Raw genomic sequence first — 13,417 nt, forward strand, 5'->3', positions numbered from 1 at the left:
ATGCTTGACTTATATGTCTAGACATATAATCGTGGGACCGTTCTGTCCAGCCGGCGTGTAATCATGACCCGACTGCATTTCGCCTCCGCGCTCCTGCCCTCGGGCTGGGCCAATGACGTGCAGGTGGTGATCACCGCCGGCGCGATCGCGGCGGTGTCCGCGGGTGTGCAGCCGGCCGCCGGCGACGAGCGCCACGCCATCGCGCTTCCGGGACTTGCGAGCCTGCACAGCCACGCCTTCCAGCGCGGCATGGCGGGCCTCGCCGAGCTGCGCGGCAATTCCACCGACACGTTCTGGACCTGGCGCGAGACGATGTATCGCTTCGCCCTGGCAATGACGCCGGACGACGTCGCCGCCGTCGCAACACTTCTCTATGTCGAGATGCTCGAGCAGGGATTTACCCGCGTCGGCGAATTCCATTATCTGCATCATGATCGCGACGGTTCGCCCTATGCCGATCCCGCCGAGATGGCCGCGCGCATCGCGCAGGCTGCCGAAGCCTCCGGCATTGCCCTGACCCTGCTGCCGAGTTTCTATGCGCACGGTTCCTTCGGCGGCGCAGCGCCTCATGACGGCCAACGCCGCTTCATCTGCTCGGTCGATCAGTTCGCGGCATTGATGGCCGCTTCGCGCAGGGCCATCAGCACATTGCCCGGCGCCAACATCGGCATCGCGCCGCACAGCCTGCGCGCGGTAACGCCTGACGAGCTTGCAGCGATCATTCCGCTCGCCGAGGGCGGCCCGGTGCATATCCACGCCGCCGAGCAGGTGAAGGAAGTCGACGATTGCCTGGCCTGGTCCCGCCGGCGCCCGGTGCAATGGTTGCTGGAGCACGCGCCCGTCGACCGGCGCTGGTGCCTCATTCACGCGACGCACATGACGGATGACGAAGTCAGCGCGTTCTCGAAGAGCGGCGCGGTCGCTGGCCTCTGCCCCATCACCGAAGCAAGCCTTGGCGACGGCATCTTTCCCGCCCGTGAATTTGTCGCTGCCGGTGGCGCCTTTGGCGTCGGCACGGATTCCAACGTGCTGGTCGGCGTCGCCGACGAATTGCGCCAGCTCGAATACGGGCAGCGCCTCAAGCACCGCGAGCGCAACGTGCTCTCCGCCGGTGCAGGCCGCTCGACCGGACGGACGCTGTTCGATCATGCGCTCGCAGGCGGCGCACAGGCGCTGGCGCAGCCGACCGTCGGCATCGCGCCCGGCGCACGCGCCGATATCGTCACGCTTGACGGCGCACATCCCTCGCTGGCAGGGCGTCACGGCGATGCCACGATCGACGGCTGGATCTTTGCCGCGGGCAGCGGCGCGATCGACTGCGTCTGGGCCGGCGGTCACAAGGTGGTCGAAGGCGGACGTCATGCGTTGCGACAAGCTGCACGCGAGCGCTTCAACGCGGCGGTTCGGAGGCTTGTCGCATGAGCCTTGCCACCGACGCGGCCGACAAGCCGACGCTGTACAAGCGGATTCGCGCCGACATCGAGAAGCGCATCCTGACCGGCGAATGGCCGCCGGGGCATCGCATCCCGTTCGAGCATGAACTGGTGGCGCGCTACGGCTGCTCGCGCATGACGGTGAACAAGGCACTGTCGGAGCTGGCGCAGGCCGATTTGATCGAGCGGCGGCGGCGCGCCGGCTCCTTCGTCCGGCGGCCGCAGCACATGTCGGCGGTGCTCAAGATCGCCGACATCCGCGCCGAGATCACCGCACTGGGGCGCGCTTACGGCTATGAGTTGATCGGCCGCAAGCTGCGCACCGCGACCACTGCCGACCGTGACCGTCTCGGCGTGAGGAAGGTCGGCAAGGTGGTCGCGATCACCTGCCGGCACAGCGCCGACAAGGTGCCGTTTGCCATCGAGGACCGGCTGATCGACCTTGCATCCGTGCCTGACGCTGCGACCGCCGATTTCTCGCGCGAGCCGCCGGGCTCCTGGCTGCTGCACCATGTCCCATGGACCGAGGCCGAGCACACGATCAGCGCCATCGTTGCAGACGATCGCACGGCGGACGCGCTCGCGATCGCCGTCGGCGCGCCCTGTCTCGTGATCGACCGCTACACCTGGCGCAGCGCACGCACCATCACCGCCGTGCGCCTGCTCTATCCCGGTGACTCTCACCGCCTTGTCGCGCGATTCAAGGGAGGCTGAGAGGACATGTCGGCACAAATCGTGCAACGCTTCGGGCAACGGTCCATCCGGACCGACAATGATCAACAGGACGTCTATCCATCGATCGGCAAGAGGACGACAATCATGCGTAGTTCGACGATATTTGCGACAATCATTGCTCTTTCGGCCGCCACTCCCGTGCTCGCCGACGACGTCAAGGTCGGCGTGGGCATCTCCGGCTGGACCGGCTTCGCGCCGCTGACTTTGGCGAAGGAGGCTGGCATCTTCAAGAAGAACGGCCTCGACGTCACCATCAAGAAAATTCCGCAGAAGGACCGGCACCTTGCGATCGCGTCGGGCGACATCCAGTGCGCGGCGACCACGGTCGAGACCTGGATCTCCTGGAACGCGAACGGCGTTGCGACCAAGCAGATCTTCCAGCTCGACAAGAGCTTTGGCGCCGACGGCATGGCTGTGCGCAACGATGTCGCCGCGATCAAGGACCTGAAGGGCAAGACCGTCGCCGCGTCCGCGCCCGGCACCTCGCCTTATTTCGCGCTGGCCTGGATGCTCAAGAAAAACGGCCTCACGGTGAAGGACGTCACCGTCGTCAACCTCGAGCCGGCCGCGGCCGCGCAGGCCTTCGTCTCCGGCCAGAACGATGCGGCGATGACCTATGAGCCGTATCTGTCGACGGTGCGCGCTGCGCCCGACAAGGGCAAGATCATCGCGACCACGCTGGACTATCCGATGGTCATGGACACCTTCGGCTGCACGCCGAAATTCCTGACCGACAATCCCAAGGCCGCCAAGGCGCTTGCCGACAGCTATTTCGAGGCGCTCGACATGATCGCCAAGGACCAGGCCAAGGCCTACGAGATCATGGGTGCGGACGTGAAGCAGAGCGGCGAGCAGTTCGGCAACTCGGCGAAGTATCTGCGCTGGCAGGACAAGGCCGCGAACCAGAAGTTCTTCGCCGGCGACTTCCTGACCTTCAACAAGGAGGCCGCCGAGCTGCTGCTCGAGATCGGCATCATCAAGGCTGCGCCGAAGGTCGAGGATCTCTTCGACGCCAGCTTCATCAAGTAAGTCACTCACGCGCTGCTGGCCCCGTCTCGCGGCGGGGCCGGCAAGTCTGTTCACCGCCCGGATATATCGTCGATGCGTCCCCTGGACCCTGTTACATCGAAGCAGCGCGTGGCCTACGGCCTTGCATTCTTCGTGGTGTTCGTTGCCCTCTGGTCGTGGGCGACCTTTGGCGGCTATGTGTCGAAGACCTTTCTCGCCAACCCGCTGACCATGGTGCAGGAAGGTTATGACCTGCTGGCCAAGCAGGGTTTTGTGTTCGACATCGGCATGACGATCTGGCGCGTCGTCGGCGGCTTTGCGCTCGCAGCGATCATCGCAGTGCCGCTCGGCGTTCTCATGGGCGCCTACAAGCCGGTCGAGGCGTTCCTCGAGCCGTTCGTCTCCTTCGCGCGCTATCTGCCCGCCTCCGCCTTCATTCCGCTGTTGATTCTGTGGGCCGGCATCGGCGAGCTGCAGAAGCTCCTCGTCATCTTCATCGGCTCGGTATTCCAGGTGATCCTGATGGTCGCCGTGACCGTCGGCGCCACGCGGCGCGATCTGGTCGAGGCGGCCTATACGTTGGGGGCCCGCGACCGCGGCATCATCCGCCGCGTGCTGCTGCCCTCCTCCGCACCCGAGATCGCGGAAATCCTGCGGCTGGTGCTGGGCTGGGCCTGGACCTACGTCATCGTCGCCGAGCTGATCGGCTCGTCCTCGGGCATCGGTCACATGATCACCGACAGCCAGGCGCTGCTCAACACCGGCCAGATCATTTTCGGCATCATCGTGATCGGGCTGATCGGCCTCCTCTCCGACTTCATGTTCAAGGCATTCAACGCCTGGCTGTTTCCGTGGAGGCTCGCATGACGATCCTCAAGGTCGAACAGGTCTCGCGCACCTTCCCCGCACGCCACGGCAACGCGCCGACCAAGGCGCTGGAGCCGACCGATCTCGTCATCGGCAACAACGACTTCGTCACCATCCTCGGCCCCTCGGGCTGCGGCAAGTCCACCCTGCTGCGCATCGTTGCGGGCCTCGACCGTCCGACCAGCGGGCGCGTCACGCTCGACGGGCGCGAGGTGGCTGGTCCCGGCGCCGATCGCGGCATGGTGTTCCAGTCCTACACGCTGTTTCCCTGGCTCACCGTGCGCGAGAACATCGCCTTCGGCCTGCGCGAGCGCGGCGTGTCCGAGGCGGAGCGGCACAAGATCGCCGACGCCTTCATCCGCCAGGTCGGGTTGTCCGGCTTCGAGAATCATTGGCCGAAGCAGCTCTCGGGCGGCATGCAGCAGCGCACGGCGATCGCGCGCGCGCTCGCCAACGACCCGAAGATCCTGCTGCTGGACGAGCCGTTCGGCGCGCTGGACAACCAGACCCGCGCCCTGATGCAGGAGATGCTGCTCGGGATCTGGGAGCGCGACCAGAAGACCGTGCTGTTCGTGACCCACGACATCGAGGAAGCGATCTTCCTCGGCAGCCGCGTCATCGTCATGAGCGCGCGTCCCGGCCGTATCAAGGCCGAGATCACAGTGGACCTGCCGCATCCGCGCTCCTACAAGATCAAGACCACGCCGGAATTCGTCCAGCTCAAGGAACGGCTGGTCGAGGAGATCCGCACCGAGGCGCTGAAGGTTACTGAGCATGCCTGACACCAAGCCGCGCGCCGATGGCCAGCGCGTCCTCGCCGACCTCAACGCACTCCGCGCCATCGGCGCCTACAAGACCGGCGTGCACAAGCCGACCTTCTCCGAGCCGCACAAGCTCTCGCTGGACTGGCTGGTGCGCAAGCTGCCCGATGCAGGTCTCTCTGCTTCGATCGACGGCATCGGCAACGTGTTTGGGACCAGCGCCAAGTCCGGGCCGAAACTGCTGGCCGGCTCGCATCTGGAGAGCCAGAACTACGCCGGCTGGCTCGATGGCCCGCTCGGCGTCGTCTATGCGCTCGAGGCGGCGCGCGTGCTCAATGCCGACCCCTCCGTGAAAGGCGCGGTCGAAGTGGCCGCCTGGTGCGATGAGGAAGGTCATTTCGGCAGCTTCCTCGGCTCGCGCTCTTATGTCGGTCAGGTGACTGAAGCCGAGATCGACGCCGCGCGCGACCGCACTGGCGGCCGCACCATGCGCGATGCGCTCGCCGAGATGGGGCTCGCAGGACGCCCGCGCATCGGCGTCGAGCCGAGCCGGCACGTCGGATATCTCGAGGCACATATCGAACAGGGCGACACGCTCGAAAGCGGCAAGCTTGCGATTGGCGTCGTCACCTCCATCGTCGGCATCTGGCAGTACCGTATCAATTTCGCCGGTGAGCAGAATCACGCCGGCACCACGCGCATGGCCGTGCGCAAGGATGCGGGGCTGGCGCTGGCCAAATTCTGCGTCGCGATCGACCAGCGTTTTCCTGATTCCTGCGGCCCGCGAACGGTCTGGACCACCGGCCGCATCTCGCTCGATCCTGGCGCGCCGAGCATTATTCCCGGCGGCGCCGAGATGCTGTTCCAGATCCGCGACGACGATCCGGCCGTCATTGCCCGGCTGGAGCAGCTGCTGCGGACCATGGCTGACGAAGCCAGCGCGAACGGTCCCTGCACCGTTACCGTCGAGAAGATCCGCACCGGCGCGCCTGCCATGATGAATTCCGGCTTTCAGGACGCAATCGAAGCCGCGAGCAAGGCGCTAGCCGGCGGACGATCCATTCGCATGCCCAGTGGCGCCGGCCACGACGCGCAGATGCTGGCAACCGTCATGCCCGCCGCCATGCTGTTCGTTCCGTCGATCGGCGGCATCAGCCATCACTGGACCGAGAACACCGCCGATGCCGATATCGTCACCGGCGCGCAGGTGTACGTGAACGCCTGTCGGCGGATTCTTGCGGGTTAGAACGAACCAGGGAAGCGCTGCGTCGGGGTACGAGAGCGGGGGTATGACGCACAGTCTCTCCACCGTCATTGCGAGGCTCCAATGCACATCCCAGCGGCGGTGCCGTAGGGTGGGCAAAGGCGCATAGCGCCGTGCCCACGATCTCCGTCCATGAGCGACAAGGCGTGGGCACGCTGCGCTTTGCCCACCCTACGAGATTGAGATTGTGGCACGCAGCTCAAGTTGCAGACGCGGCATCGCGGCCTCGCGGCGCAATTCGCCCGAGCTTTGCTTGGTCTCGCCACCCTCTCATCCAAGAGGGCGCAGGGAAGGCCGGGTGCTGGCGCGCACCCGCGGTCCGCTGCGCGAAAAGCACGCGCAGAAAGAACCGCACAGCAGCATACAGGTGGTGCCGATCACTCGGCCTTCCCTGCGCAGTGGCTGGACGGCTTATGCCGTGATCTCCCGGGAGCCGACCATTCCTTCTGGTCTCCCTCGCCCCGCGAATTTGGATGATGCAGTCTGCCCGGTTGGGCTCGCTCGCACCTTCGCAAGGACTTGACCGTAGCAACGACGGCCAGGACCACACGGTTTTGCCGTACGCGCGGCCCGCCACTTCGCCGCAGTTTTCCCGGGCCCCGTCGACGAAGCCGGAAACTTACAGACGAGACGAAGCCTGGCAGCGCCGTCGTCCGCACGAAGCCTCGGGCTCACAGGGACTACCCGCCCTGCCCGCGCCTCTCGTGCCGACGCTGCCGCGTCCACCGCAAGCCCGGCTCGCGACAGTGACGACCACATAGTCGCCCCTCTTGGTGAGCCGGGATGGGCAAACACATACGCCTAAACCGAATTTCGGTAAAGTGGAATATTTTTGTGCGCATGGATTGACAGAGGGCGACACAGGCTCTCGGCGCCGTAGCCCGGATGGAGCGCCAGCGAAATCCGGGACAGTGCGAAATGCCGGGCGAGCGGCCCCGGATTGCGCTTCGCTCCATCCGGGCTACACGCAGACAGTCTGCACCGGTTCCAACGATCGAACGCGACGACGGAAGTGCCCCTGCGGCCGCGGCACCTCATGCGCACCACAGACATAAAGTCGCGACAATCGTCGGGCTTGTCGATCGCCCTGCCCCGCTTTCCCGGAGTTTCCATGTCTTCCGCCGACCGGCCTTCGACCCGCCTTGCGACCCGGCTTGCCTTCCTCGTTGCGGGTTTCGGCATCTCGTGCTGGGCGCCGCTGGTGCCGTTCGCGAAGACGCGGCTCGGCGTCGATGATGGCGTCCTCGGACTGCTGCTGCTCAGCCTCGGCATCGGCTCGGTCATCGCGATGCTGGTGACTGGGATCGTGAGCGCGCGCTACGGCAGCAGGCCGATCATCATCGCGGGCGGGTTCGGTCTGGCGCTGGTTCTGCCCCTGCTCGCGATTGCGGCTACGCCCGCAACGCTGGCGCTGGCGCTTTTCGCATTCGGCGCCGCGCTCGGCTCGATCGACGTCGCCATGAACATCCACGCCGTGGAGGTGGAGCGCGCCGCGCACCGCCCGCTGATGTCCGGCTTCCACGCCCTGTTCAGCATCGGGGGCTTTGCCGGATCCGCGCTAATGACGGCGTTGCTCTCGCTGCAATTCGGAACGCTCGCCTGCACGCTGATCTGCTCCGTCCTGATGCTGATCGCGATGGTCGCGACCTCGCCGCGCCTGCTTCGCTCCGTGCAGGTGCAGGAGGGCCCGCTGTTCGTGCTGCCGCACGGATCGGTGCTGCTGCTCGCGCTGCTCGGCGCCATCACCTTCCTGGTCGAAGGTGCGATGCTGGATTGGGGCGCGCTGCTCGTCATCGGCGCAGGTCTGGTCACCGAGGCGCAAGGCGGCGCCGGCTACATCGTGTTCTCGATCGCGATGACTGCGGGCCGGCTCGGCGGCGACGCCGTCGTTGCGCGCATCGGCGATCGCGCGACATTGCTCTGGGGCAGCCTCATCGCGATCGCCGGTTTCGTGGTCCTGTTGACGGCGCCCATTGCGGCGGTCGCCATCGGCGGATTCCTGCTGATCGGGCTCGGCGCGTCGAATCTGGTGCCGGTGCTGTTCCGCCGGGCGGCGCGGCAAACGGTGATGCCCACCGGCCTTGCGGTCGCGGCGATCACGACCGCGGGCTACGCAGGGATTCTCATCGGGCCCGCCGGCGTCGGCTTCGTCGCACGTTTTGCCGGATTGCCCCTGGCGTTCTGGCTGCTGGCTGCGCTGATGGGTCTGGTCACGCTGTCGGCGCACATCGTCACGAAGGACCCGGGTAAGACCACGGCGACCTAACCCCTTCCATTTCCGGCATGATTCAGGCGGGGCCGAAGCCGACCCACGCCATCTGCGCAGGTCTGCCAGCCATGCTGCTTTCGGCCAGTTTACTGGACGCCTCGTTCTGCTAGACCACAACAATACCTCTTGACTCCCGTTGCGGGGGGCAATGGCACGTGCCAGCTCACAATAACAACCAAGACTCGGCCATTTCATTCGGGCCATTTCGGCTGTTTCCCAAGTCCCGGCTCCTGGAGAAGGAAGGGGAGCCGCTTCATGTCGGCGGCCGCGCGCTCGATATTCTCATCCTGCTTGCCGAGCGCCCCGGAGAAGTCATCGACAAGAGAGAGCTGGTCAAGCGCATCTGGGCCGACGTGAATGTCGACGAGGGCAGCCTGCGCTTCCATGTCGCAGCGTTGCGCAAGGTGCTCGGCGATACCGGTAAATCGGCCCGTTATGTCCTCAATGTGCCCGGCCGCGGCTATTGTTTTGTCGCCCCGTTCGCCCAAATCGCCTCGCAGGTCGCGCCAGCCGCCGCCGAGATCATTCCTCCTCGCTCGCTGCCCACTCAGCTTGCGAAGATGGTCGGACGCGAGGAGGTCATCGAGAAGATTTCAAACGGCCTGACGCTCTATCGCTTCATGACCCTGGTCGGCCCGGGCGGCATCGGCAAAACGGCGGTCGCCGTCACGGTCGGGCATCGGCGCTCGGCGGATTTCGACGGCCGCGTCTTCTTCGTCGATTTCGGTCCGCTGCGGGATGCGAGCCATGTCCCGACCACCATCGCCTCCGTTCTCGGACTGACCGCCAGCGCGGAAGATCCGACGCCGGCCGTGCTGACATTTTTGAAGACCGGGCCAGCCCTGCTGATCTTCGACAGCTGCGAGCATGTGCTTGATACGCTGGCGCCTCTCGTTGAGCGCATCGTTCGCGAAGCGCCTCAGCTCCGTGTTCTCGCCACCAGCCGCGAGTCGTTCCGGAGCGAAGGCGAGCGGATATTCCGGCTGTTTCCGCTGGATTGTCCGCCCGAGCGCGAGGGTCTCGACGTCGCAGAAGTTCTTGCCTATCCCGCCGCCCAGCTCTTCGTCGAGCGCATCGCGCAGAGCTCCGGGCCGTTCCAGCTCAGCGCGGAAGAGGCGCCGCTTGTCGCCAGCATCTGCCGGCGGCTCGACGGCATTGCGCTGGCGATCGAGCTCGCGGCGGGCCGTGTCAATGCGTATGGCATCGCCGGCACCGCCTCCCTGCTCGACAGCCGCTTCTCGCTGCAATGGCGCGGACGGCGCACCGCCGTCCCGCGGCACCAGACGCTCGCCGCCGCCCTCGACTGGAGCTACGACCTCCTGTCTCCGGCGGAAAGCGCCACCTTGCGACGATTGTCGGTGTTCGCAGGGCCGTTCGCGCCGGAGGCGGCAGCCGCGGTCGCGTCGGGCGACGGCCTCAGCAACTCGGAGACGCTGGAGGCGATCGACAGCCTGGTCACCAAATCGCTGATCTCGCCATCCGGCTCGCGGGCGCTGCGCTATCGCCTGCTCGACACCACGCGCACCTACGCGCTCGGGAAACTGAACGAGCTCGGTGAAACCAGGCAGTTCGCGCGGCGTCATGCGGAGCATTTTCGCGATTTCTTCGAGCGCGCGGGGGCCGACACGTCGACGCCGCTGCCCGAATGGCTCGGCACCTATGGCGGGGAGCTCGACAATGTGCGCGCGGCGCTGGATTGGGCCTTCGCGCCCGACGGCGACACCAGGCTCGGCATTGCGCTGACGGCCGCCGCCGTCACCCTGTGGGTGCGTCTGTCGCTGTTCGCCGAATGCCGCGAGCGCAGCAGAACGGCACTGGCGGCGCTCGGAGACGACGGCGACAACGACCGCATCCGCATGCAGCTCCTGTCGGCACTCGGCTGGTCGCTGATGTACGGCGAGGGTCGCGCGCGCGAGGCGCGCCCGATCCTCGAGACGACGCTCGAGCTGGCTGAGAGCCTCGACGACAAGGACTTCCGGCTGCGCGCACTCTGGGGCCTGTGCATCGACCAGTTCAACAACGGGCAGTTCGGCAAGGCCCGCGGGCTCGCCGAGCGCTTTGCGAAGGTGGCAGCGAATTCGCCCGACAGCACCGATCTCATGCTGGGCGACCGCCTGATGGCCGTCGCGCTGCACTATCTCGGGGACCAGAACGACGCGCGGCAGCGCATCGACCGGGTGAACGCCTCGCTGCATGTGCTGGTGGCGAAGCCGAAAATCTTCCCGCTCGATCTCAGGATATCGACGCAATATTTCCGGGCCCGCATCCTCTGGCTTCAGGGCCTCGCCGATCAGGCCCAGGCGCTCGCCGCTGAGAACATCGAGGAAGGCCGCGCCAACGGCCATGCGCTGACCTTCTGCAGCGTGCTGGGACAGGCCGCCTGCCCGATCGCGTTCTGGTCCGGCGATTTCGAGGCCGCCGAGCGCCACGGCGCCGAGCTGCTCGAACACACCGAACGCCACGGAATCCGGCTGTGGGGCCTATGGGCACGCGCCTTCAACGCCGCGGTCGTGGCCAGGCGCGGCGACATCGCCACCGGCCTGCCGCTTTTGCGCGAAGAGCTCAACCGCGCCGGCGATGCGCGCTTCCTGCCGCGCTTTCTGCCGCTGCTCGGCGAGCTCGCCGCGTGCTTCCTCGAAGCCGACCAGGTCGACCGTGGCCTCGACACGATCGAGGACGTCCTGACCCGCTGCAACGACCGGCAGGAGCGCTGGTATCTGCCGGAGCTGCTCCGCATCAAGGGGGAATTGATGCTCAGGAGCGCGCGGCATTCAGCAGACGCCGAGGCGCACTTTCGCGAGGCCATCGACATTGCCGTTGAGCAGGGCGCGCGCTTCTGGGAGCTCCGCTGCGCGACCAGCCTCGCGCGGGCCATGATCGGAGCCGGCCGGGGCGCGGAAGCCCGGGTGGCTCTCGACAATGTCTGCGGGACGTTTGCCGAAGGCTCCGACATCGCCGACATGCGCATCGCCCGCGACCTGATCACGCGATCGCGGGCCTGACGGCGCCTGGCGTCTTGATCTAGCCTCCCACCGCAGCCGCGCGGCGCGGCAGCTTCCAGCCGGGCCGGATGAAGTGGCAGGTGTAGCCGTCAGGATAGCGTTCGAGATAGTCCTGATGCTCGGGCTCGGCCTCCCAGAACTCGCCTGCGGGCGCGACCTCGGTCACCACCTTGCCGGGCCACAGGCCGGACGCCTCGACGTCGGCAATGGTGTCTTCGGCGATCTTCTTCTGCTCATCGCTCGCATAGAAGATCGCGGAGCGATAGCTGGTGCCTCGGTCATTGCCCTGGCGATCGAGCGTGGTGGGATCGTGGATCTGGAAGAAGAACTCCAGCATGGTCCGGTAGCTGGTCCTGGCGGGATCGAACATGATCTCGATCGCCTCGGCGTGGCCTTCGTGGTTGCGGTAGGTCGCGTTCTTCACCTTGCCGCCGGTGTAGCCGACGCGTGTGGAGATCACGCCTGGTTGCTTGCGGATCAGATCCTGCATGCCCCAGAAGCAGCCTCCGGCCAAAACTGCGCGTTCCGTCGTCATTTGTCCGCTCCCAATTGACCGCTCTGTCGGTCCTGCATCTGCCACATCCTATGCCTTCCGCAGCCCTGCCGAAAGCCGGGCATACCCTGTACGACCATCCGGGTCGTCCACCCGGATGGCACGAACTGTCCCTCGCCGCTAGCCCAGCTTGGCGTCGAGCGTGATCGCCGCGTTGAGCACCTTCGACACCGGGCAGTTCTTCTCGGCCTCGCCGGCGAACTTGGCAAAACCTGCCTCGTCGAGGTTCGGCACCTTGGCACGCAAGGTCAGCGCGGACTTGCTGATCTTGAAGCCCTTGCCTTCGGGCTCCAGGGTCACCGCGGCTTCGGTCGAGAGCTCGTCCGGCGTGAAACCTGCCATCTGAAGCCCGAAGGCCAGCGCCATCGTAAAACAGCCGGCATGGGCCGCAGCGATCAACTCCTCGGGATTGGTGCCCTTCTCGTTCTCGAAGCGGGTCTTGAACGAATAGGGCGTCTCGGCCAGCACGCCGGACTCGCTCGTCAGATGGCCGGTGCCGTCGCGGCCGGTGCCCTTCCATACTGCTTTCGCTTTGCGGATCATCTCAACTCTCCTCGTTTGTTTTGCGCACCGGCGCTCTGTACCGGTGGAAGGCGGCATCGGCGTGACCGCCTGCCGCCGCTCCAACCGGCCGCGCGTCGCAACGGTTCCGTTAGCTGCCGATCTGTCCGACGTGGAAGCCGAGCCGGTTCTCGACGTCCCCGGCGCGGTGGAAGCCCCGCGCCATCAGCGCCTTGATCCTGGTCTGGCTCGCGGGGCGGCCGAGCGAGGCCAGGAACGCGTCCCACTCCGGCTTGATTTCGGCATCCGGCGGCAGGCTTGCGACATCGACAAGACGCTTGGTCTCGGCGATCGCCTCCTTGTCGAACGAGGCGATGCGCATTGCGAGTGCCTCGACGAAACCGTCGAGCTCGGCATCCGGCAACGACCGGTTGACGTAACCGTAGCGTTCGGCGAGATCGCCATGGATGTCGTCGGCGCCGAGCAGGACTTCGAGCGCACGGCCGCGGCCCATCAGGCGCGGCAGCCGCGCCATCGGCCCGCCGCCGGGCACGAGGCCCGCGCCGACCTCCCATTGCGACAGGATCGCCTTCTCGCGGCTGGCAAAACGCATGTCGCTCGCGAGCGCGAGCTCGCTGCCGACACCGGTCGCGCGGCCCCGGATCGCGGCGATGGAGACGACCGGCGCGCGGCTGAGGCGCACCAGCATGTCGGGCAATGCTTCGAGGCCGGTCGGCCCGGGCGGGATACGAAGCGAATCCTCCAACGGCGCGAGGAAATCGTAATGGGTGATGAAGAAGCCTTCGACGGCACTGTCGAACACCACGACCTTCACCTCCGGATCGGTCTCGATCCTGGTGACGATGTCGCCCAGCAGCGGCAGCTGCTTCGGACCGAAAATATTCACCGGCGGCATGTCGAAGGTGACACGCCAGTAGGACGGCAGGCGGCGATCGAGGTGGATGTCTTGGGTCGTGAAGGTGCGTTCGGGACGGTTCATTGCTTGCACTCCTGATGTATGGGT

The 13,417-nt window shown here is 66.2% G+C and carries 11 protein-coding genes; 8 read left to right on the plus strand and 3 right to left on the minus strand.

From position 1 onward, the window contains the following. The first annotated feature begins 63 nt into the window (after positions 1-63). The 8 genes from GGD67_RS22310 to GGD67_RS22345 all read left to right on the plus strand — a co-directional run bounded on the left by GGD67_RS22310 (position 64) and on the right by GGD67_RS22345 (position 11,339). Positions 64-1,422, plus strand: coding sequence for a formimidoylglutamate deiminase (locus tag GGD67_RS22310; RefSeq protein ID WP_179735864.1), 1,359 nt, complete (start codon positions 64-66; stop codon positions 1,420-1,422). Then, the gene (gene hutC, locus GGD67_RS22315) at positions 1,419-2,147 is read left to right on the plus strand and encodes a histidine utilization repressor (RefSeq protein ID WP_018320770.1); all 729 of its coding nucleotides are present in this window, start codon (positions 1,419-1,421) and stop codon (positions 2,145-2,147) included. The genes GGD67_RS22310 and hutC overlap by 4 nt, the downstream gene beginning before the upstream one ends. Before the next feature lie 105 nt (positions 2,148-2,252). After that, on the plus strand, positions 2,253-3,197 hold the full coding sequence (locus GGD67_RS22320; RefSeq protein ID WP_026202420.1) for an ABC transporter substrate-binding protein: 945 nt from the start codon (positions 2,253-2,255) through the stop codon (positions 3,195-3,197). Between the two features lie 72 nt (positions 3,198-3,269). After that, positions 3,270-4,043 (plus strand): ABC transporter permease, encoded by a 774-nt coding sequence (locus GGD67_RS22325; RefSeq protein WP_028142738.1) that lies wholly within the window; start codon positions 3,270-3,272, stop codon positions 4,041-4,043. After that, on the plus strand, positions 4,040-4,825 hold the full coding sequence (locus GGD67_RS22330) for an ABC transporter ATP-binding protein (protein ID WP_020508750.1): 786 nt from the start codon (positions 4,040-4,042) through the stop codon (positions 4,823-4,825). Before GGD67_RS22325 ends, GGD67_RS22330 begins: the two co-directional genes overlap by 4 nt. Beyond that, the gene (locus GGD67_RS22335) at positions 4,818-6,050 is read left to right on the plus strand and encodes a Zn-dependent hydrolase (protein WP_179735866.1); all 1,233 of its coding nucleotides are present in this window, start codon (positions 4,818-4,820) and stop codon (positions 6,048-6,050) included. The genes GGD67_RS22330 and GGD67_RS22335 overlap by 8 nt, the downstream gene beginning before the upstream one ends. Positions 6,051-7,179: 1,129 nt before the next feature. Beyond that, positions 7,180-8,334, plus strand: coding sequence for an MFS transporter (locus GGD67_RS22340; protein WP_092253103.1), 1,155 nt, complete (start codon positions 7,180-7,182; stop codon positions 8,332-8,334). A 158-nt stretch (positions 8,335-8,492) separates the two neighbouring features. Beyond that, a complete protein-coding gene (locus GGD67_RS22345; protein ID WP_179735868.1) occupies positions 8,493-11,339 on the plus strand; it encodes a winged helix-turn-helix domain-containing protein in 2,847 nt (948 codons plus the stop codon). Positions 11,340-11,358: 19 nt separating this feature from the next. Here GGD67_RS22345 and msrA read toward each other — a convergent pair whose 3' ends face one another. The 3 genes from msrA to GGD67_RS22360 all read right to left on the minus strand — a co-directional run bounded on the left by msrA (position 11,359) and on the right by GGD67_RS22360 (position 13,393). Further along, positions 11,359-11,874: a peptide-methionine (S)-S-oxide reductase MsrA gene (gene msrA, locus GGD67_RS22350; protein ID WP_179735870.1), complete on the minus strand. Its 516-nt coding sequence runs from the start codon at positions 11,872-11,874 to the stop codon at positions 11,359-11,361. A 138-nt stretch (positions 11,875-12,012) separates the two neighbouring features. Continuing rightward, positions 12,013-12,435, minus strand: a complete 423-nt coding sequence (locus tag GGD67_RS22355; protein ID WP_092253109.1) for an OsmC family protein — start codon at positions 12,433-12,435, stop codon at positions 12,013-12,015. Positions 12,436-12,544: 109 nt separating this feature from the next. Next, on the minus strand, positions 12,545-13,393 hold the full coding sequence (locus GGD67_RS22360; protein WP_179735872.1) for an enoyl-CoA hydratase/isomerase family protein: 849 nt from the start codon (positions 13,391-13,393) through the stop codon (positions 12,545-12,547). Between the last annotated feature and the right edge of the window lie 24 nt (positions 13,394-13,417).

This window comes from Bradyrhizobium sp. IAR9 (assembly GCF_013408065.1).
Classification (GTDB): Bacteria; Pseudomonadota; Alphaproteobacteria; order Rhizobiales; family Xanthobacteraceae; genus Bradyrhizobium.

Bases quoted from the DNA above. Each gene is read 5' to 3' on its own strand.
- GGD67_RS22320 (WP_026202420.1), top strand. From the start codon at position 2,253: ATGCGTAGTTCGACGATATTTGCGACAATCATTGCTCTTTCGGCCGCC.
- msrA (WP_179735870.1), bottom strand. From the start codon at position 11,874: ATGACGACGGAACGCGCAGTTTTGGCCGGAGGCTGCTTCTGGGGCATG.
- GGD67_RS22310 (WP_179735864.1), top strand. From the start codon at position 64: ATGACCCGACTGCATTTCGCCTCCGCGCTCCTGCCCTCGGGCTGGGCC.
- hutC (WP_018320770.1), top strand. From the start codon at position 1,419: ATGAGCCTTGCCACCGACGCGGCCGACAAGCCGACGCTGTACAAGCGG.
- GGD67_RS22340 (WP_092253103.1), top strand. From the start codon at position 7,180: ATGTCTTCCGCCGACCGGCCTTCGACCCGCCTTGCGACCCGGCTTGCC.
- GGD67_RS22360 (WP_179735872.1), bottom strand. From the start codon at position 13,393: ATGAACCGTCCCGAACGCACCTTCACGACCCAAGACATCCACCTCGAT.
- GGD67_RS22335 (WP_179735866.1), top strand. From the start codon at position 4,818: ATGCCTGACACCAAGCCGCGCGCCGATGGCCAGCGCGTCCTCGCCGAC.
- GGD67_RS22330 (WP_020508750.1), top strand. From the start codon at position 4,040: ATGACGATCCTCAAGGTCGAACAGGTCTCGCGCACCTTCCCCGCACGC.
- GGD67_RS22355 (WP_092253109.1), bottom strand. From the start codon at position 12,435: ATGATCCGCAAAGCGAAAGCAGTATGGAAGGGCACCGGCCGCGACGGC.
- GGD67_RS22325 (WP_028142738.1), top strand. From the start codon at position 3,270: ATGCGTCCCCTGGACCCTGTTACATCGAAGCAGCGCGTGGCCTACGGC.